Origin of the sequence: Rheinheimera tangshanensis (genome assembly GCF_014645135.1) — a bacterium.
GTDB classification, from domain to species: Bacteria; Pseudomonadota; Gammaproteobacteria; order Enterobacterales; family Alteromonadaceae; genus Pararheinheimera; species Pararheinheimera tangshanensis.
In genome coordinates, this window is the sequence record NZ_BMLH01000001.1 from 114,315 (window position 1) to 134,360 (window position 20,046).

Genomic DNA, 20,046 nt, shown 5'->3' on the forward strand with positions numbered 1-20,046 from the left:
TCAGTTCGCCTTATAGGACAGAAGCGGCCATTTTCCCTGTTAGTTGGTCGATGGCACTTCCATCACACCATCAATTTCTATTTGAGCGCCACGAGGTAAAGCGCTGACTTGCACTGCCGCACGGGCTGGGTAAGGTGCGCTAAAATGCTTGCTCATAATCTCATTTACGGTAGCGAAGTTAGACAGATCAGTCAGGAAAATATTCACCTTCACCATATCATTTAAACTGCCTCCAGCGGCCTGACAAACAGCGGTCAGGTTTTCAAATACCTGCTGCGTTTGTTCGGCGAAGTTTTCAGACACCATTTGCATGGTGGCAGGTACTAAAGGGATCTGACCAGATAAATACACTGTAGTGCCAATTTTCACGGCCTGGCTATAAGTGCCAATTGCCGCAGGAGCTTTATCTGTACTGATGATCACTTTTGACATAATACTTATTTCCTTCTGTAAACTTTGAGCACTTCAGGCAATACGCGGATTTTGCGCATGACGTTGGCTAAATTAATACGGTCACGCACAGACAAGGTGATTTTAATCACGTATTCGCCTGTGTCTCTGTCGTCCGTCGACAGGTCCTGAATATTGGAATCCTGTGAGGCTATCACTGTCGTCAGTTTAGCCAGTACACCGGGTTGGTTAACTATGAAAACCCTGATATCACATAAAAACTGTTTATCGCCGGTTTTATCCCATTTCACCGGGAAGTATTTACCCGGCTCTTTTTCCCAGCCACGAATATTACGACACTCTACACGATGCACGTTCAACCCTTTACCTGGTGTGGCGTTGGCGGCAATTTCGTCACCCGGAATAGGGCGGCAACATTTGGCGAAGGTCAGTAACATACCTTCAGAGCCAATGATAAAAGCTTTGGTTTTTTGGTTGGCCGGATTTTCCGCTGGCAAAGCTTCTTCACCGGATTCAAAACCACCCAACAGGCGACGAGCTACGGCAATAGGTAACTGGTTACCTAAACCAATTTCGACCAGCAATTCGTCCAGCGACTTCTGGGTGGTACTTTGCAAGACCTGCTCAATACGCTCAGGTGGAATTGATTCGAGTTTGACGTCACCCAAAGCTGAGGTCAGTAAACGTCGACCTAAACCCACAGCTTCGCTGAGTTGTTGTTTTTTCAGATAGTTACGAATACCCAAAATAGCACGACTGGTGACAACATGGTTCAGCCAGTTGGCATTAGGTTTACCACCAGAGCTGGTGATTATTTCTACCGTCTGGCCAGTTTCCAGTGGTTTATTCAGTGGATAAGGTTTGCGATCGACTCGTGCGCCGACACAGGTATTACCTATATCAGTATGCACCGTATAGGCAAAATCTACCGCATTGGCACCAATAGGCAACTCCACAATCTTGCCTTTAGGGCTAAAGACATAAAGCTCGTCCGGATAGAGCTCAGATTTTACATTTTCGACAAATTCGTAGGTATTGCCCGAGCTTTGTTGTAGTTCCAGCAAGCTTTGCATCCAGCGCTGAGCACGGATTTGCGCTGTGGTATTTTTATTTTCGCCAGTACCTTTGTAGGACCAGTGTGCTGCAATCCCTTTGTCAGCCATTTCATCCATTTCACGGGTGCGCATCTGAATTTCCACCGGAATACCGTGTGGACCTATCAGGGATGTATGTAGGGACTGATAACCGTTTTGTTTGGGAATGGCGATATAGTCTTTAAAACGGCTTTCTATTGGCTTAAACAAGTTATGGACCACGCCAAGGACGCGATAACAGTTGTCTATGCTATTGATAATGACTCTAAAGCCGTAAATATCCATCACATCGTTAAACATCAGCTCTTTGCTTTTCATTTTACGATAGATGCTATACAGATGTTTTTCACGACCAGCGACTTCGGCTTCTATACCGGCGGCTTTAATACGCTGTTCGATTTCGGACTGGATTTTTTCAATAATTTCTTTACGGTTGCCACGGGCCTGTTTGACTGCAGTTTCTAAAGCGCGATAGCGCATTGGGTATAAAGCGCGGAAGCCCCAGTTTTCCAGCTCGTTTTTAATATTGTGGATACCTAACCTGTTGGCGATAGGAGCGTACAGCTCTAAAGTTTCTCTGGCAATACGACGGCGTTTTTCTGGTTTGAGTGCACCTATGGTGCGCATATTATGAGTGCGGTCGGCCAGTTTAATTAAAATAACGCGGATATCCTGCGTCATCGCCATAAACATTTTTTGCAGATTAGTAACTTCGAACTCTTTGATATCTTTGAATTTTACTTTATCGAGTTTACTGACGCCCTGTACCAGTTCGGCCACAGTTTCACCAAACATCCGGCTTAAATCGTCTTTGCTGACGGGGGTGTCTTCAATCACATCATGCAGTAAGGCCGCCATTAAGGTTTCGTAATCCATCCGCATTTCGGCGAGGATACTGGTGACTGCTACAGGATGAGTAATATAAGGTTCGCCACTGGAGCGAATTTGGGGCGCATGAGCGTCGCGGGCTACAATATAAGCCTGTTGTACCAGAGCAACCTGCTCAGGTGGCAGGTAAGCGCTGATTTGATTTTTCAGGCCTTCAAACAAATACATCCGAAACTCCCCAATACGCACAACGCTTTGGCGTGTTCCTTTGAATATACGTGGATTTCGAGCTATTGCCAACGGCCGGATACCGTTGGCACAGGAAGGAACTCAGATTATTCGTCAGAACCAATAATTGCAGCAACTGCAGCCATTTCTGAAGCTTCTTGCTGTAACTGTTCACGACGTTCCTGCTGGTCCAGAATGCTGTTGGTGATAAAACCTTTTTCTATTTCACGTAAAGCAACCACAGTAGACTTATCGTTTTCCGGGTCAACCATAGCTTCTTTGCCTTCAACAGCCAGTTGACGGGCACGACGTGAGGCCACCAGAATTAAATCAAAGCGGTTACCAATTTTATTTACTGCATCTTCAACTGTTACGCGAGCCATCTGCCACTCCGGTTAATCTGGGTCTGAATAAAGACCGCATAGTCTACTCTATTTCGTTTCGTTCGCCAACAGGCCAGAAAGTAACTTCTGTTGCCGTATCGCCTGCTTCTGCTGTTTTAAGCGCTGGCTCCGGATAATGCCGGAAAATTGCTGTACCGCCAGCTCCAGATCATCATTCACCACCCAATAGTCATATTCATTGGCATGGCTGATTTCGTCGCGGGCTTTGGCCATACGACCCGCTATCACTTCAGCGCTATCCTGACCACGTTGATTCAAGCGTTGCTCTAACGCCCCGACACTGGGTGGCAGAATAAAAATACTGGTGACAAAAGGCAGTTGCTGTTTGATCTGGCGGGCACCCTGCCAGTCGATATCCAGAAATACATCTATGCCTTGCGCCAGCTTATCGGCCAGGGCTGCTTTGGATGTACCGTAGTAATTGCCAAAAACTTCAGCCCACTCGATAAACTGATCCTCTGCAATCAATTGTTTAAAGCTGGATACGTCGGTGAAATGATACTGCACACCGTCAGTCTCGCCCGGACGCGGTGAGCGGGTGGTGTGGGAGACACTCAACTGCATATCGGCATCTTGCTTTAAAAGTGCATTAATCAGCGTGGATTTTCCCGCTCCGCTGGGTGCTGAAATAATAAATAAGTTACCTAATAAGTCCTGCATGCCGCTCACCTTCACAATCAAAAGGCGATTTTAGCCTTGTCAGCCTCTTGCTGCAAACAAGGCTAAGCAGAGTTAAGACTTCTTTTTCGCTTTGACGGACAAAGTTAAGGTGAATTTGGCCATTAATTCGTCACCATGCAAGGAAGGGCAGGTCACATCAATAGTGACGGCCTGGTTGATGCGCTCACCTGTATCCAAAGATTGCTGAATCATCTGATCGATCAGAGCACCGTCGTTACTGGTGAAATGCACTGCGGCCTCAGGTCGTTTTAAAAACTCACCCTGCACGTCTTTAAAAGCAAAATGAATATTCAGTTTTTTCTGTCGCGCCTTGTAAAAGACTAAAAAAGCACCGGCTAAATCGGCACCTATAGCCAGAGCACCAAAATAAATACTGCCTAAATGGTTTTTAGTATGACGATGGTGTGGCATACGGATCACAGTGCGCTCGTCTGTTAATTCCAGAATTTTTGGTTTGCAAAAACCTATCAGCGGAATATAACGACATCCAAACCACCAGAGTTGTAAGTTGGCTTTAGTTAAGGCGTTCATAAATAGAGGCTCCAGAATTCAACTGGTCGGAGCTTATCACTCTGGTTGCGATAGTGCGAGTTTTTGCTGCCATTGTCGCTCAAAATTCGCTTTCGCTTGTTGGCGCTGTTCCACGCACCAGACCATTTGTCTGCTGTCTCTTACACCAAAACATTGTTTAGGTTCGGAATAATACTCCAGCCAGGCTTGTAGTTTTTTACCCTGATAAGGAGCTTTCACTGAGACCGAGCTGACATAAAGCTCTGGGCCTTTGGCGATAGCAGCCAATGGATCTTTAGTCGTGTTCAGTGTGGCCGTCTTTTTCACTTTTGGCTTTTTTTGAGCTGAGGCTAAGACAGGTTGCTGGCAAAACTGGTCCAGCTGTTTTTCCAGCAGACGTTGCTCTTGGCTCAGTGGTTTTGCTTCTTTTACGCTATAACCTGAACTAATTTTTTGTTCGAGTTGTTGCAGTTTTTTTGCGGTTTTATCGCACTCTGTAACTTGCCATTGCTGTTGTGCCAGTATAGAAAAACTAGAACAGAGCAAAATAGTGAAAAGCGGTTTCATCCTGAACTCCGCCTGTTAATAAATGGTTAAATAACTATAGCGGATCTTTTTCTTTTTTACAGCGCAGACAAGACCGCTGTATAACAATCTTCTGCTGGTCTGTTTTTTTTTGCGCCTGAACGCATTGACTGATCCTTTGTAAAATCCAAATCGTTTAGTTGAGCAGAACTCAACAAAATCGTGATTTAACACCAGAAGCAGTGCTGTCATTTTAGCTGCTATTCGTTATGCTAAGTGGCCCAAACAGGCTGTTTTTACTTAAAAATACAACGGAGTTTTTGTATGAAACTGGCAAAGCTAGTGATGACATCTAGCCTTTGGCTGAGCTGTGCTGTGATGGCGCAACAGGGCCCGGCTGTGCCGGTGAAAACGACTTTAGTGCAACAGCAGGATGTGCCCGTCTGGATCCGGGGTATAGGGCAAGTGAAAGCTCAGCAAAGTGTTGAAATTCGCCCTCAGGTGGACGGCATATTACAGCGCATTTTGGTGGAAGAAGGCCAACTGGTGAAAGCAGGCGACTTGTTGGCAGTGATTGATGATCGCAGTATCAGAGCTGCATACGAGCAAGCCAAAGCTCAGCTGGCGGTCGTGCAAGCTCAGCTCGATGTAGCGCGATTAGACTTAAAACGTTATCAGAACTTACGTAAAGATCAGGCGGTATCGGCACAAATGGCCGACCAGCAACAGGCCACAGTACAGCAACTGGAAGCACAACTACGTAGCGTGCGGGCCACTATCAATGCGCAGCAGGTGGAGTTGTCTTATACCCAAATTCTGTCACCTATTTCAGGTCAGGTCGGCATACGCAATGTCGATGCAGGCAATTATGTCAGAACCAGCGATACCAATAGTTTGTTTTCGGTAGTGCAACTAGACCCTATCAGTATTGAAATTGCCTTGCCGCAGTCACGCTTACCTGAGTTACAGCTGTTGACACAGCAAATCCGCCAAAAACAAACAGTGCCTGTGCTGGCTTATGCAAAAGAAGGTGCCGATCCTTTGGCACAAGGTCAGCTTACAGTCGTAGATAACAGAGTGGCAGCTGCGACAGGTACTATCAGGGTGAAAGCAGATTTTGCCAATCCGGACGCAGCTTTATGGCCCAGTCAGTCCGTGGTTATAGCTTTGCAGAGTAAAGTGCTGGAACAGGCCTTCACTATTCCGGCCAAGGCCTTGCAGCAGGGGCCTGAAGGTGCTTTTGTCTGGCTGGAACAACAAGGTAAAGCCGCCACAGCCGCTGTAGATGTGGTATTGCAGGATAGAAATCAGGTGGTGGTGACAGGGGTTAGCGCTGGTCAACAGGTGATAGTGGATGGTCAGAGTCGTTTACGTAAAGGTGCTGAGCTGAAAATTTTGACTGACACGCCCCAAACTGCAGCTACGGAGCAATAAGCATGAAAAGCCGCAGCGTATTTGCCTGGTGTATGGACCATCCTATAGGCACAGTATTATTGACCTTTGCTTTGGTCGTGTTAGGTATGCTGGCGTTTCCGCGTTTATCCGTGGCGCCTTTACCTGAAGCTGACTTTCCGACCATTCAGGTCAATGCCCGTTTACCTGGTGCCAGTGCTGAAACTATGGCGTCCGCCGTCGCGACTCCTTTGGAAGTGGCATTAAGCTCAGTGCCCGGTATTACCGAAATGACCTCAAGCAGTGCTTTGGGTTCTGTTGAAATTACTCTGCAATTCGTGCTGGAAAAGGATATCGACAGTGCTGCACAGGAAGTTCAGGCGGCGCTGAATCAGGCGGCAGGTCGTTTACCCGATATGCCCAACTTGCCAACCTGGCGTAAGGTTAATCCGGCCGATAGTCCAATTTTAATTATTGGTGTGACCTCCGAAACTTTATCCCGCACTGAAATTAGCGATTTAGCTGAGACAGTGCTGGCACGTCAGATGACCCAAATTAATGGAGTCGGTGAAGTTTTTATTGGTGGTCAGCAAAAACCTGCTATTCGCATTCAGGCCAAACCTGAAGTTTTAGCTGCCGCAGGTTTAACTCTGGCAGATATTCGCTCTGCAGTGCAACGCGCCAGCGTCAACTTGCCTAAAGGTGCTTTGTTTGGGGACAACAGAGTATCCACTTTAGCGGTCAATGATCAGATTTTTTCTGCCGATGAATATGCCAACTTGATTGTTAGTTATAACGACGGCGCTCCTGTGTATCTGCGTGACGTCGCTAGTGTGAAACTGGGGGCAGAAAACGATTTTGTGCAAATTTGGCCGAATGGTGAATCTGGTGTCGCCTTAATTATCCGCCGTCAGCCTGGTGCCAACATAGTAGCCACAGCGGATCGAATCAGAGCCGCTTTACCTCAACTGACCGCTGCTTTACCTGCTGATGTCAAAGTTGAAGTCTTTAACGACAGAACCCGGACTATCCGCTCATCCTTAGCTGAAGTGGAACTGACTTTGGCTATAGCTGTAGTGCTGGTTATTGCTGTAATGGCGGCGTTTTTACGTCAGTGGTCTGCCACTTTAATCGTCTCAGCGGTGCTGGGGGTATCACTGGTCGGTACCTGTGCCTTTATGTATCTGGCTGGTTTTAGCCTGAATAACCTCACCCTGGTGGCTATTGTGATCGCTGTAGGTTTTATTGTCGACGACGCCATTGTCGTGATTGAAAATATTCACCGGCATTTAGAGGCGGGCGAGAGTAAACGAGTGGCAGCACTGAAAGGTGCGGAGGAAATAGGTTTTACTGTTATTTCCATCAGTGTGTCTTTAGTGGCGGCCTTTATTCCGCTGCTGTTTATGGGCGGTATTATTGGTAAGCTATTTTTAGAGTTTTCTTTAACGGCTACAGCTGCGATTTTAATTTCTGTGTTGGTGTGTTTAACCCTGGCTCCGACTTTAGCTTCACTTTTTATGGATAAAGCGCCTGCTCATGACCCAAATAAGCCGGGCTTTTTTGACCGTTTAGTCAAACGTTACGACAAGGTGCTGACTTGGGCTCTGGAACATCAGCGCATTATGCTTGGGGTGTTTTTTCTGACGGTAGCTGGCAGTGTTGCCAGTTTTATGGCGATCCCTAAAGGCTTTTTTCCATTGCAGGACACAGGTTTTGTCATAGGGATCACGCAAGCTGCGTCTGATATTCCGTATGAAGATATGATTGCCAAACACAAGCAACTGGAGCAGATCTTAAAAAATGATCCGGATATCACAGGTTTCAACCATGCGGTGGGTGGCAATAACTCCACTGGCTCAGGTCGGGTTTGGGTGGTGTTAAGCGACCCTGATGACAGGGACGCCAGTGCCAGTGAAATTATCGACAGATTAAGACCGCAGTTTGCGCAAATTCCTGGTCTGCAGGTGTTTTTACGGGCCGCTCAGGATATTAACCTGGGGGCTGGTCCTGGCCGTGCTCAATACAGTTATGTGCTCAAAGCCTTAAGCAGTGACGAGTTGGCGACCTGGACTCAGGCTCTAACGGCCAAGCTTAGACAAAATCCTATGTTTACCGACTTATCCAACGACTTGCAGTGGGACGCTAATATTATCAAGCTGGAGCTGGATCGGCAGGAAGCGGCTCGTTTAGGTTTTGCTGCTGCTGATTTGGATCAGGCTTTGTACGATGCTTTTGGTCAACGTCAAATCAACGAATATCAGACCGAAACTAACCAATACAATGTGATACTGGAATTGGATCCTGAACAGCGTGGCACAGCGGAAAGCTTAAACTACTTCCATTTACGTTCACCTACAACAGGGGAGATGGTGCCTTTACTGGCTTTTGCCAAAGTGTTACCTGCGACCAACGGCCCTGTGGTGATTGCACACAATGGTATGCAACCAGCAGCGAATTTGTCCTTTAACCTGGCGGCTGGAGTGGCTTTGGGGGATGCGGTAAAAGCTCTGGATCAGGCTCGTGGAGAGTTGCAAATGCCAGCTTCAGTGTCAGGTTCTTTCCAGGGCGCTGCGCAGGCTTTTCAGGATTCTTTGGCTACTCAACCTCTGCTGATCTTCACTGCCTTGTTGGCGGTTTACATCATTTTGGGCGTGTTGTACGAGAGTTTTGTTCATCCTCTGACTATTTTATCTACCTTACCTTCAGCTGCTATAGGCGCCATTTTATTACTTTGGGCCTGGCAACTGGACTTTTCCATCATGGCGCTGATAGGCATTATTTTGCTGATAGGTATAGTGAAGAAAAACGGTATTCTGATGGTCGACTTTGCCCTCCAAGCCCAGCGTGAACAAGGTATGTCCGCCAAAGATGCGATACATCAGGCCTGTCTGGTTCGGTTCCGCCCCATTATGATGACGACCTTGGCTGCTATTTTAGGCGCTGTGCCTCTCATGATGGGGTTTGGTACTGGTGCGGAGCTGCGGGTGCCTTTAGGTGTGGCCGTGGTTGGCGGGCTTGCTTTTAGTCAGGTGTTAACTCTATTGACGACTCCTGTTGTGTTCCTCGCATTAGATAAAGCCTTTTTACAGAAAAAATAAAGACTGAGGCCAGAGTGGATTCGCTCTGGCTTCTTTCTCCTTAAGGCGTAGAGCAGAGCTTTACTTATTGAAAAACAATAATTGGTAGCGCTATCATTTTTACAAGATCTGCATTTCTCTCATCATTCCGATTAAAATAAACACAAAAACTGCCTATTAATTCAGCTAGCCCTCGTGTTGCATCCTGTCGCAAAAGATCCGGATCTCAGCTTTTCTTTGTAAAAAAGATCTAAATAATGGTTGCGCAATCATTTATCTGAGGCTAATTTATCGCCCAGGCTCAGCCTTGGTATAAAAAATAAGCGAAATAAATCAATTAAACTGCAGGATACCTGCTAGTGACTCTGGATTTTATTTCGCCTGAATTGATACCAAATAAAAAAAATCAACAGGTGTTAGCGCTGTCATGCTGACAAAGACATCCAGACAGGATAGGGGATTAACGTGAAAGTCTTAAAATTAAAACCATCTTACTTACTCACCACTTTAGCACTGTGCAGTGCTTTTGGTGTTGCTGCGCAAGTGGCTGAAACAACCAAAACCAGCGATGGCAAAGATGACGAAGGCCGTGCTATTGAAGTCATTCAAATCAGTGCAACCAAAAGGGTCACTACCTTAAGGGAAACTCCACTGGCGGTAACAGCCTTTGACCAGAAAACTCTGGATGAAAACCATGTAGCGCAGCTGGATGACTTACAGGGCATAGTGCCGAGTTTACAAATAGCGCAAAACGGCACGCAAAATACGCCAATGGTGTATGTGCGTGGTATTGGTTCTTCTGACCAAACTGAAAGTGGTGACCCAGCAGTCGCTTTCCACATTGATGGTATTTATTCAGCCCGCTCTCAAGGCGCTTCTGCTTTGATGTTTGACTTAGAAGGTGCTGAAGTTTTACGTGGTCCACAAGGTACTTTATTTGGCCGTAACGCCACTGGTGGCGTGGTGAATTTACACACGGCCAAAGCCCGTCTGGACGGTTTTGATGCCAATGCTGAAATCACCTTAGGCAACTACGATCGCCGCGCGACCCGCGCTATGGTCAATATTCCATTAAGCGACACTTTAGCAGTACGTGTTGCTGCAGCTATGGACCAATCTGAAGGTGTGGTTGATTTCCTGCCAGGTTCAGCCATGGGCGAAAAATATGGTTCTACCGATCTGGCCGCTGCGCGTTTTAGCGCTTTTTACCAGCCGTCAGACAAGTTTGACTTCACTTTCTCCTATGAAAACTTTACCGATAATGGCACGGGCAATATCCCAACTATTACTGGTGGTTCGGATCGCAGCTCTTATGTACAGGAACCTGGTTTTAACGATGCGACCAGCGATAGCTTCCGTACCAGAATGAATTATAACTTCGACTCAGGTCAGCAATTGTCTTACATCGGTGGCTACACAGATACGTCCCGTGTTTCGGTATGGGACAGAACCTGGAGCCTGGAAAAATACGAGTGGGGCGGTTGTGTTGAATGTGATCACCAAGCCACTCAACACGAGTTACAGTTCAAAAATGATGACGCTGAACGCTTACAGTGGATGGTGGGTTACTTCTACTTCAAAGAAAACAACAAGACTATTTTTGACATAGTACACCCTGACGTGGATTACGAAGGTGGCACTACGCCAAACAAAAACTTATGGTCTACTTACCGTCAGCCTGACCGTGGTTTAGAGTCGAACAGTATCTATGCTCAGTCTACTTATAAACTGACTGACGACTGGCGCTTGAGTGCCGGCTTACGTTACACCAACGATAAACGTTGGGACAAAGGTGGTCGTAACATCATGTGTCCTGACGTAAAACGTACTGAAGTGATGGACCCTAACCAGGATCACGTCGGCTACATGGATCCGGAAGGTATCCTGAATGGTCTTGGCCCGAACAAGAACCTGGTGCAACCTGGTCAATGTTGGGTCGATACTTACAACGATACCAGCCCGGAGTGGAGCAAAACCACAGGTATGGCTCGTGTTGAATGGGATATGACGGATGACGTGATGTTCTACACCTCCTACGCCACTGGCTTTAAGTCCGGTACTATTCAGGATGGTAATAAATACACTGGTACTGGCCCATTCACGCAAGAAGCTCTGGATGCCATTATTGCTGCTAACAATAACGAAGCTGCAGGTACTGCTGCTTATGTAGCGCCGGAAGAAAACACCAGTATCGAATTGGGTATGAAAGGTTTATTCCTCGACGGCACTTTGCAGTTATTTGCTGCGCTGTTTAGCACTGAATACACTGACTTACAGGTGACCAGTAACGTAGTGACCAACACTGGTGCTGATTTACTGCGTAAAACCAACGCTGGTAAAGCCACTATCAATGGTCTGGAATTAGAAGCCCGTTGGTTGGTGATTGAAAATGGCGAGTTAAGTGGTTCTATGTCTGTGCTGGATGCAACCTACGATGAGTTCCTGACCACAGATTCTAAATATGGCCGTGATGGTTTAGCTTTTAACCCGTCTGCAGGTAACCCTGCATTGCCTAACCTGCTGGATTTCAGCGGTAACCATTTAGTGATGGCGCCGGAATTCTCAGCTTCTGTGAATTACGAGCATTTTGTCGGTTTGGAAAGCGGCGCTACGTTAAAGCCAAGAGTTCGTGTCGGTTACACCAGCGAAGTATGGTTTGACCCAGCCAACCGTGGTGACAGACCAGCAGGCTTCAAAAACTTGCCTTACGCTGCTGATATCGACCGTCAGGATGCCTATACCAAAGTGGATTTAAGCCTGACGTTCGAACCTTCAGAAGGAAACTGGTCCACCGAAGCTTTTGTCAATAACGTCACTGACCGCGATATTAAGAGCGATCAAGGCCGTACTCACGGTGACGCAGTACCTAACTTTATGTGGCAATCACCACGTACCTTTGGTGTGCGTTTTAACGTAGCTTTTGAATAATTGATGTTGTAACGGCGACCTTTAGGGTCGCCCGTTCCTGGCCTGAATTGATCTTGAGTTGTGTTAATAACGTCAACACTTTTGCAGCTTCAGGCACGAAGGGGACAGTAGTTTTACCCTTATCTCCCAGACTGTGCGAGTCTGGGTTCTCCCGGTAATTGAGGGTGTCAGTACCAGCTTCGGCTGGTACTTTTTTACATGCGTGAAGGCAGAAAACGCCTAAAAATATGTCTGAAACTATCTCTAAAATCATACCAGCAAACTAATTCGGCTATTAAGTCGAAGCTCGTTCCACTATGCGGTAGCCGATATCTACAGGCGGCTTATGGGTTTTGTCCTGGCCTGAAGCTGTCATCAGTAGTTCCACCGCTTGCTGGCCCATTTCAAAGCGCGGAGACGCAACGCTGGTAATAGCAGGCTCGACCAAAGCCGAAGCCTCTAAGTCGTTAAAACCACAAATGGCAATATCGGACGGAACTTTGAGGTTCATTCTCTTGGTTTCAAACAAAGCCCCTAAAGCTAAATCGTCATTACAGCAGAATATGGCATCACACTGGCCTTGCGATTCAGCCATCACAGCCTGCAATAACTGACCACCTAAACGTATCGACGAAGACTGAGTGGTGGTGACTACATAACTTTGACAAGGCTGTTTAAAATCAGCGATCGCCTTTTTAAAACCTGCTAAACGTTGCTGAGTACGGGTATCCATGCGGGCGCCCAAAAAGCCCAGTTTGCGATAGCCTTTTTGCAGCAAGTGGTTGGTGATATCCACACCGGCATTAAAGTGCGAAAAGCCGATATTCATATCAATAGGGCTGTCGCTGAGTTCCATCAACTGCACTATCGGAATACCGGATTGTTTCAGTAATTTGCGGGCGTAATCGGTTTGATCTGTGCCTGTTAAGATAAAACCCTCAGGCGACTGACTGAGTAAAGTGGCGATCAGTTTTTCTTCTTCGAGTGGCGAATAATGGCAATCCCCTAACACTACCTGCAGATGATGCTGTTTCACCGCGCTGTATATACCCTGCAGCACATCATTAAAAACTATGTTAGATAATGATGGAATGATAACCGCTATCACACCTGAGCGACGGGATGCCAAAGCGCTGGCGGCATGGTTGCGGATATAACCTATTTCATGCACGGCCTGTTCAACTTTTGCCCGCAGTTTCTCTGAGACTTTATCGGGATTGCTTAGCACGCGCGACACAGTAATGGCACTGACACCTGCTACTTTGGCCACATCTTTCAGGTTAGGTTTTTTATTCATCGCACCATTCTCATTATTTTTAAAAAACAATAACTGAAAGCTATGTTTGAGTCAAAATGGTTGCGCTATCATTTTATCTGAATTAAGCTGAAGTCACATTTTTATCGAAGGTGTGATCGTATCTGATGCAACAGGATCTAACAGCTCAGAAGCAGGCAAGCAAGGCAACAGAATGCCAAAGTCTAATCATTATGGGGGTGGCTGGCAGCGGTAAATCGACGCTGGCTTTACGCCTGGCTGAACAACTGGGTTGGCGTTATCTCGAAGGGGATGATTTTCACAGTGCTGAAGCCAAACAAATGATGGCATGCGGCACCCCTATTACCAGTGAGATGCGTGATCAGTGGGTGGGACTTTTATGTTCAGCCTTACAAGACTGTGCAGCCAAACAACAGCCGGTGGTATTAAGTTACTCAGGTTTGATCCGTAAACACCGCGAACGTATTCGCCAGGCCGCTGCAAGGCCGCAGTTTGTTTACTTACAGGGCAGTGTTGAACTGCTGGCGCAGCGGCTGGCACAGCGGAAAAACCACTTCATGCCTGTCTCTATGCTGCAAAGCCAATTGGCCACTATGGAACCTGTGGAGCAGGAAGCCGATGTGCTGTGTCTGGATATCAGCCAAAGCGTGAACGAGTTGATGCTACAGATCACACTAAAAATACAACAACGACTTTAAAACGCACACATCACCAGGTGGTGTGCGTTCCATCTATTTCACTAATTAAAACAACAGAACAACGACAGGGTGACAAAGTGACAACAGAAACTGCGGTACCTCAAGACCGGCTCAAGCTGAGTGAAAAACTCGGTTATGGCGTCGGCGACATGGGTTTTAACTTCTATTGGGCCAATATTTCGGCCTTTTTATTAATTTTCTACACCGACGTCTTCGGTATTTCAGCGGCCGCTGCCGGCACTATGATGCTGATCACCAAAATCATCGATGCTTTTACCGACCCTATGATGGGCGCCATCGCTGACAGAACCAAAACCCGGATGGGCAAATTCCGGCCTTATTTACTTTGGTTGGCTTTGCCTTTGGCTGGTGCTGGTGTGTTGACGTACAGCACACCGGACTTAGGTCCTGGCGGAAAACTGGTCTGGGCCTACTGCACTTACAGCTTACTGATGCTGACTTACACCGCCATCAATATTCCTTACTCTGCCTTGTCTGGCGTGATGACCCGCAATAGCCAGGACAGAACCACTTTAGTTAGCTTCCGTTTTATCGGCGGTTTTACCGGTGGTATTCTGGTGACTTATTTAACCCCTAAACTGGTGGTGTTATTAGGCCAGGGCGATGAAACTCTGGGTTGGCAGTTGACGATGGCTGTGTTTGGTATAGCGGCCGCCTTATTGTTTTTATTCACTTTTGCCAGCACCAAAGAGCGTATTCAACCCGTCAGCGAAAACAACAGCGCTGTGCTGCAGGATTTAAAGGATTTAAAAAACAACAAACCCTGGCTGGTGCTGTTTAGCCTGGCGCTGATCATTATGATCACCATCACCATGCGCGCCAGCAGCGGTACTTATTACTTTAAATACTATGTGATGCGCCCAGAGCTGGTTGGCGAGTTTTTATCCTCTTATATGTTTGCTTTGGCTTTAGGCGCGGCTTCTACACCTTTAATGACGAAATTTATGGATAAAAAGCCATTGATGATGCTGCTGATGAGTCTGGCCGGACTCTTTTCCATCAGCCTGTTTTTTGTACCAGCCGATCAGATAGGTTTAATTTTTGCCATCAACCTGGCTATAGGTTTTGTCTTGGGCCCTAAATCGCCTTTGGCTTTTTCTATGTACGCTGACACTGCAGATTACAACGAATGGCGCACTGGCCGTCGTGCTACCGCCATGACCTTTTCCGCCGCGACTTTTTCGCAAAAGCTCGGCGGAGCTATTGCCTCAGCTGTCATTGGCTGGTTGTTGGCGCTGATAGGTTATGTCGCCAATGCTGAACAAAGTGCAGGCTCACAGATGGGTATTTTATTGATGGTGTCAGTGATCCCGGGCTTAGTGGCTTTGCTGGCAGCTTTTGTCATGCGCTTTTACCATTTAGATGAAAAACAATTGCTGACTATTCAACAGGAACTGGACCAGCGTAAAGCAGCCCCCTTTGTAAAAAATGAAGCAGTCGGAGTGTCGGAGTAATGATGAAGAAGTTGATGCAAGCCACAGAAAACGGCCAGCGTTATGAATTATACAGCGCCACTGCGATGCCACAGGCGGCGGGCTTTTTATGGAACAAGGTAATGATGATCCAGCAAAACTGCCGTGGTTATGCCACAGCGCAGTTTATGCAGCCAGAACCAGCCAAGTATGCCCATGCGCCAAACTTAGAAGCTAAAACCTTTATGCAGCCGGAGCAGCCCTATTACGCGCATCATCCGGGCCGTTTTGTTTATATCAAAGATGAAACCAGCGGTGAAATCTGGTCTGTGCCTTACGAGCCTGTGCGCAAAGAAGCCCAAAACTTTGTGTTTTCAGCAGGCCAGTCGGATATCCGCTGGCAGCTGACGCTGGACTGTGGTTTAACAGTGGAATGGATGTTGACCTTAACACCAGATCAACCGCTGGAGTTATGGCAACTGACGGTACGCAATGATTCAGCAAAAAGCCGGAGCTTAAGTTTATATCCGTATTTCCCGGTCGGTTATATGTCCTGGATGAACCAGTCTGGCCGTTATGATGCCGATTTAAAAGCCATTATCTGCTCATCAGTCACGCCTTATCAAAAGTATCCGGATTACTTTAAAAACAAGTTCTTAAAAGACAAAACCTTCTTATTAGCCGAACGCACACCGGATTTCTGGGAAGTGAATCAGCAACAGTTTGAAGGGCAGGGCGGCTTGCATGCACCTTCTGCAGTGCAACAGCAGTGTTTAGCTTGTGGTGATTCAGACTACGAAACCCCAGCTTGTGTGATGCAATACAGACTGTCTTTAGCCACAGGCCAAACCGAGCAATACCGTTTTGTGTTTGGTCCTGCTTATGACAAAGCTGAGGTTGCGCAAATTCGTCAGCAGGTATTTGGTACACCAGAAAGTTTTACTCAAATTCAACAGGCTTATGCCGCTTATGTTGCGCAAGCTGTGCCTTGCTTAGAAATAGATACGCCGGACCAGGAGCTGAATAACTATGTGAACCACTGGCTGGCTCGTCAGGTGTATTACCATGGCGATGTCAACCGTTTAACCACAGATCCACAAACCCGTAATTATCTGCAGGATAATATGGGCATGAGCTATCTGGCTCCTGCGATAGCCCGCAAAGCGTTCTTAACAGCGCTGTCGCAGCAACATCTGTCGGGTGAAATGCCGGACGGTATCCTGCTGCACAAAGACGCCGAACTGAAATACATCAATCAGGTGCCACATACCGACCAATGTGTCTGGTTACCTGTTTGTATCAGTGCTTATCTGGCTGAAACCAATGATTACGCGCTATTAAGCGAAAAAGTAGCCTATAAAGACTCGGCCGAACAACACACAGTAGCCGAACATATCCACCGCGCTATGGGCTGGTTATGGCTGAAAAAAGACCAGCGCTGCTTAAGTTACATTGAGCAGGGCGACTGGTGTGACCCGATGAATATGGTGGGTTACAAAGGCAAAGGTGTATCGGGCTGGTTGAGCCTGGCTGCAGCTTATGCGCTGAAGGTGTGGGCGCAAATTTGCCGCGACGCCGGTCAGACAGAGCATGTGGCTTTGTATGAAGAGCAGGCGGCCGCCTTTAATGCCGCTGTGAACCAGTATTTATGGGACGGCAACTGGTATGGTCGTGGTATCACAGACGATAACGTGGTCTTTGGTATCAGCAAAGATACCGAAGGCCGTATTTACTTAAACCCACAAAGCTGGGCTTTATTAAGCGGTGCCGCTAACAGCGAACAACAGCAGCAGCTGTTAACAGCCGTCGAACAGCAACTACATACGCCTTATGGCCCGCAAATGCTGGCACCTGCTTATACCGCCATGCGGGAAGATGTAGGCCGTGTCACGCAAAAGTATCCGGGTTCAGCCGAAAACGGCTCTGTGTATAACCACGCCGCGGCTTTTTATCTGTTTGCTTTGTATCAGGTGAACCAAGCCGACAAGGCCTATCAGGTACTCAAACAAATGCTGCCGTCGGACGATCCACAAGATCAGTTACAACGGGGTCAGTTACCGGTATTTATTCCCAATTATTACCGTGGCGCTTACCAGACCTTACCGCGCACTGCAGGTCGCTCCAGCCAGTTATTTAATACAGGCACAGTGCACTGGGTATACCGCTGCCTGGTTGAAGGTTTGTTCGGTGTGAAAGGGGACCAACAAGGTTTAACTTTAGCGCCGCAACTGCCGGCCAGTTGGAACAAAGCCTCGGTGTTACGTCGTTTCCGTGGCGCAGACTTCCATATCCGGTTTGAACGGGTCGCTGGTGTCAAAGCTGCAACACTCTGGCTGGACGGTGTGCAGCAGGCGGAGTTGGCGGTACGTACTATCACAGCAGGCCAAAGTTATCAGTTGCTGGTGCAATTACCGCTTTCTGGCAGCGAGGGAACCGCATGATCCGTATAGGTTTGTTAGGTGCTGCACGCATTGCCGATCGTGCTATTATTCAGCCCGCCGCCAGGCGCTCTGATGTGGTGATAGCAGCAGTGGCTGCATCGAATCTTGAAAAAGCTCGGGCTTTTGCTCAGCAGTTTGATATAGAACTGGCGTTAGGCAGTTATGACGAGCTGTTGGCCCGTGCTGATATCGACTTAATTTACAACGCTTTACCACCTTCTATGCATGCCGAGTGGTCCATTAAAGCCTTGCAACAAGGCAAGCATGTATTGTGCGAAAAGCCCTTTGCTATGGACGCCGAAGAAGCCAAAGCTATGGTAGCGGCTGCAGAGGCCTGTGGCCGTTTGCTGATTGAAGGGTATCACTACCGCTTTCATCCGGTGTTTGCCGAAGTAGAGCGACTGGTAAAAAGCGGTGAACTGGGCACTATTCACACAGTACGCAGCAATTTTTCAGTGCGTATTGCCGAAACACCAGGTTCTTTGCGTCATAACGTGCCTCTGGGCGGCGGCGCTTTAATGGATTTAGGCTGCTACCCACTGCACTGGTTACGTACTTTATTTGCCAGTACCCCGCAAATTGTATGGGCCGGTGCCATTTGTCCTAAACCTCAACTCGATAGCAGCTTCGAGCTACGTTTACAGTTTCCGAATGGCCCTTTGGCCTATGTTGGCTGCGCCATGAGCGAACATTTAAGCCGCCATCACGATGCGTCTTTGTATCTTGAAGGTGACAAAGGCCAACTGGAAGTGCTGAACCTGGTCGCGCCGCATCAGGGCCACACCTTATGCCTGACCAAAAACGGCGAGGCTCATGAGTATCAAATCAAAGGTGATACCACCTACGACCACCAGCTTGAACACACGCTGAGCTGCATCAAAGGTGAAGCCAAACCGCTGACAGGTGGTCAGGATGCTATAGATCAGATGCAACTGATTGATGCAGCCTATAAAGCGGCCGGGTTGTTGCCGAGGGGCTTTGTAGCTGCTGGAACTGCTTAATCTGGTTTGACAGAGAGTAGATGAAATAGGGAACTTCACAGAAAAGTTGCTTGCGTATGCAAAAAATCTGATACTCCAGACTCCTGGCCAGTCCTGACATTAGCAGGCGGGCACAACCATGATGAAGGTACAGAGCCTGCCGTACAGGGCTTTGTAGCGAGCGGGTTATGAAGTGCAGCTGAAGTATCTGATCACTAGTGTTGTTTTAAGCAAAGCGCTGCTTTGCACTTTGCCGCTGCAGGCTTCAGAGCATTACAGCGATCATGAATTATTCTGTTTTAACCAGCCGAAAAACAGCGACTGTTTACTTGAGTTGCAGCGCCAGTTACAACAGCAGCCAGTGGGAAGTAAAGGCTGGTACAAACTTGAGTCATACCTGCTGGATTATTACTACGACAAAATCGACTTCACCAGCTTAAAGCTGCAGGCTGAGATGTTGTTGCAACGTCAGGATGTGCCTTCTGTTGTATTGGCTCAACTGTATTTTTACTACGCCAAAACCCTGATGCACCTTAAACAGCCAGAACTGGCTGCAGTCTATGGCCAAAAAGCAGCACAGCTGGTTACTGAGTTATACAAATCTTTTGGCAATCCGCTGAGATTGGTAGAACTGGCTAACTTACAAAAAGCGCTGGGCCAACATGACCTTGCCGTTCAGACTTTGTCTGAAGCTGAACACAGGGCAGGCAATAGCCAGGATCCTATTTTCTGGTTTGAGCTGAATAGCAATAAGGCTTTGATTACGGACAGCATTCAATCCTTTGAAGAATCCTTGCTGTATCGGCAGCGCGCAGTAACAGCTATTTTGCCGACAGAGCATCATGTAAAAATTGTGGTAGCTCTTGGTAATCTGGCTCGCACCGAGCAGTTGTTGGGGCACTATGCAGCCGCTTTAAGCCATTACCAGCAGTCATTGGCTTATATGTCCAAAAAAACAGACCCGCAAAACTGGAGCATCTACCATGTCCGGCTGGCAGAGATTGCGCTTCAGCTTAACAACCCCGAACTCTCCAGAGAATACATGCAGCAAATTGATAGCACACTGTTGGGGCAAACACACAGGCTTGTTTACCAACAACTGCAGCAGAAATTGGCGCAGTACCACAAGAAAAAACCAGCCGGGGTTTAGCCACAGCTGGT

General features: G+C 47.5%; 15 protein-coding genes. 8 read left to right on the forward strand and 7 right to left on the reverse strand.

All coding sequences use genetic code 11. The annotated features are described in order from the left end of the window. Positions 1 to 39: 39 nt before the first annotated feature. From ridA to IEW88_RS00505, 6 genes are all read right to left on the reverse strand, one after another. Positions 40 to 432 (reverse strand): deaminase RidA, encoded by a 393-nt coding sequence (gene ridA / locus IEW88_RS00480; RefSeq protein ID WP_053425770.1) that lies wholly within the window; start codon positions 430 to 432, stop codon positions 40 to 42. Positions 433 to 437: 5 nt separating this feature from the next. Further along, positions 438 to 2,561, reverse strand: coding sequence for a bifunctional GTP diphosphokinase/guanosine-3',5'-bis pyrophosphate 3'-pyrophosphohydrolase (gene spoT / locus IEW88_RS00485; RefSeq protein ID WP_147903157.1), 2,124 nt, complete (start codon positions 2,559 to 2,561; stop codon positions 438 to 440). Positions 2,562 to 2,668: 107 nt separating this feature from the next. Beyond that, the gene (gene rpoZ, locus IEW88_RS00490) at positions 2,669 to 2,944 is read right to left on the reverse strand and encodes a DNA-directed RNA polymerase subunit omega (protein ID WP_147903156.1); all 276 of its coding nucleotides are present in this window, start codon (positions 2,942 to 2,944) and stop codon (positions 2,669 to 2,671) included. Between the two features lie 48 nt (positions 2,945 to 2,992). Beyond that, a complete protein-coding gene (gene gmk / locus IEW88_RS00495; protein ID WP_147903155.1) occupies positions 2,993 to 3,625 on the reverse strand; it encodes a guanylate kinase in 633 nt (210 codons plus the stop codon). Between the two features lie 72 nt (positions 3,626 to 3,697). Beyond that, positions 3,698 to 4,177 carry a PaaI family thioesterase gene (locus IEW88_RS00500; RefSeq protein WP_147903154.1) on the reverse strand — a complete coding sequence of 160 codons (480 nt, stop codon included), beginning with the start codon at positions 4,175 to 4,177 and terminating at the stop codon, positions 3,698 to 3,700. Between the two features lie 36 nt (positions 4,178 to 4,213). Next, positions 4,214 to 4,723 carry a hypothetical protein gene (locus IEW88_RS00505; protein ID WP_147903153.1) on the reverse strand — a complete coding sequence of 170 codons (510 nt, stop codon included), beginning with the start codon at positions 4,721 to 4,723 and terminating at the stop codon, positions 4,214 to 4,216. A 282-nt stretch (positions 4,724 to 5,005) separates the two neighbouring features. Here IEW88_RS00505 and IEW88_RS00510 point away from each other — a divergent pair, with 282 nt between their 5' ends. The 3 genes from IEW88_RS00510 to IEW88_RS00520 all read left to right on the forward strand — a co-directional run bounded on the left by IEW88_RS00510 (position 5,006) and on the right by IEW88_RS00520 (position 12,078). Then, complete coding sequence (locus IEW88_RS00510; protein ID WP_147903152.1) at positions 5,006 to 6,115, forward strand: efflux RND transporter periplasmic adaptor subunit; 1,110 nt, start codon at positions 5,006 to 5,008, stop codon at positions 6,113 to 6,115. A gap of 2 nt (positions 6,116 to 6,117) precedes the next feature. After that, entirely contained in the window at positions 6,118 to 9,171 is a 3,054-nt protein-coding gene (locus IEW88_RS00515; RefSeq protein ID WP_147903151.1) for a multidrug efflux RND transporter permease subunit, read from the forward strand. 444 nt (positions 9,172 to 9,615) lie between these two features. Further along, positions 9,616 to 12,078 (forward strand): TonB-dependent receptor, encoded by a 2,463-nt coding sequence (locus tag IEW88_RS00520; RefSeq protein ID WP_147903150.1) that lies wholly within the window; start codon positions 9,616 to 9,618, stop codon positions 12,076 to 12,078. 274 nt (positions 12,079 to 12,352) lie between these two features. Here the strand turns inward: IEW88_RS00520 and gntR are convergent, their stop codons facing one another. After that, entirely contained in the window at positions 12,353 to 13,354 is a 1,002-nt protein-coding gene (gene gntR, locus IEW88_RS00525; RefSeq protein ID WP_147903149.1) for an HTH-type transcriptional regulator GntR, read from the reverse strand. Between the two features lie 125 nt (positions 13,355 to 13,479). Here gntR and IEW88_RS00530 point away from each other — a divergent pair, with 125 nt between their 5' ends. The 5 genes from IEW88_RS00530 to IEW88_RS00550 all read left to right on the forward strand — a co-directional run bounded on the left by IEW88_RS00530 (position 13,480) and on the right by IEW88_RS00550 (position 20,035). Next, positions 13,480 to 14,031 carry a gluconokinase gene (locus IEW88_RS00530; protein WP_147903148.1) on the forward strand — a complete coding sequence of 184 codons (552 nt, stop codon included), beginning with the start codon at positions 13,480 to 13,482 and terminating at the stop codon, positions 14,029 to 14,031. Between the two features lie 77 nt (positions 14,032 to 14,108). Continuing rightward, complete coding sequence (locus tag IEW88_RS00535) at positions 14,109 to 15,506, forward strand: MFS transporter (protein ID WP_147903147.1); 1,398 nt, start codon at positions 14,109 to 14,111, stop codon at positions 15,504 to 15,506. Between the two features lie 2 nt (positions 15,507 to 15,508). Next, the gene (locus IEW88_RS00540; protein WP_147903228.1) at positions 15,509 to 17,905 is read left to right on the forward strand and encodes a GH36-type glycosyl hydrolase domain-containing protein; all 2,397 of its coding nucleotides are present in this window, start codon (positions 15,509 to 15,511) and stop codon (positions 17,903 to 17,905) included. Continuing rightward, a complete protein-coding gene (locus IEW88_RS00545; protein WP_147903146.1) occupies positions 17,902 to 18,906 on the forward strand; it encodes a Gfo/Idh/MocA family protein in 1,005 nt (334 codons plus the stop codon). Before IEW88_RS00540 ends, IEW88_RS00545 begins: the two co-directional genes overlap by 4 nt. A gap of 172 nt (positions 18,907 to 19,078) precedes the next feature. Next, a complete protein-coding gene (locus IEW88_RS00550; RefSeq protein ID WP_147903145.1) occupies positions 19,079 to 20,035 on the forward strand; it encodes a tetratricopeptide repeat protein in 957 nt (318 codons plus the stop codon). Positions 20,036 to 20,046 lie beyond the last annotated feature (11 nt).

Coding starts and splice junctions, on each gene's coding strand:
- ridA (WP_053425770.1), bottom strand. CDS start 432: ATGTCAAAAGTGATCATCAGTACAGATAAAGCTCCTGCGGCAATTGGC.
- spoT (WP_147903157.1), bottom strand. CDS start 2,561: ATGTATTTGTTTGAAGGCCTGAAAAATCAAATCAGCGCTTACCTGCCA.
- rpoZ (WP_147903156.1), bottom strand. CDS start 2,944: ATGGCTCGCGTAACAGTTGAAGATGCAGTAAATAAAATTGGTAACCGC.
- gmk (WP_147903155.1), bottom strand. CDS start 3,625: ATGCAGGACTTATTAGGTAACTTATTTATTATTTCAGCACCCAGCGGA.
- IEW88_RS00500 (WP_147903154.1), bottom strand. CDS start 4,177: ATGAACGCCTTAACTAAAGCCAACTTACAACTCTGGTGGTTTGGATGT.
- IEW88_RS00505 (WP_147903153.1), bottom strand. CDS start 4,723: ATGAAACCGCTTTTCACTATTTTGCTCTGTTCTAGTTTTTCTATACTG.
- IEW88_RS00510 (WP_147903152.1), top strand. CDS start 5,006: ATGAAACTGGCAAAGCTAGTGATGACATCTAGCCTTTGGCTGAGCTGT.
- IEW88_RS00515 (WP_147903151.1), top strand. CDS start 6,118: ATGAAAAGCCGCAGCGTATTTGCCTGGTGTATGGACCATCCTATAGGC.
- gntR (WP_147903149.1), bottom strand. CDS start 13,354: ATGAATAAAAAACCTAACCTGAAAGATGTGGCCAAAGTAGCAGGTGTC.
- IEW88_RS00530 (WP_147903148.1), top strand. CDS start 13,480: ATGCAACAGGATCTAACAGCTCAGAAGCAGGCAAGCAAGGCAACAGAA.
- IEW88_RS00540 (WP_147903228.1), top strand. CDS start 15,509: ATGAAGAAGTTGATGCAAGCCACAGAAAACGGCCAGCGTTATGAATTA.
- IEW88_RS00545 (WP_147903146.1), top strand. CDS start 17,902: ATGATCCGTATAGGTTTGTTAGGTGCTGCACGCATTGCCGATCGTGCT.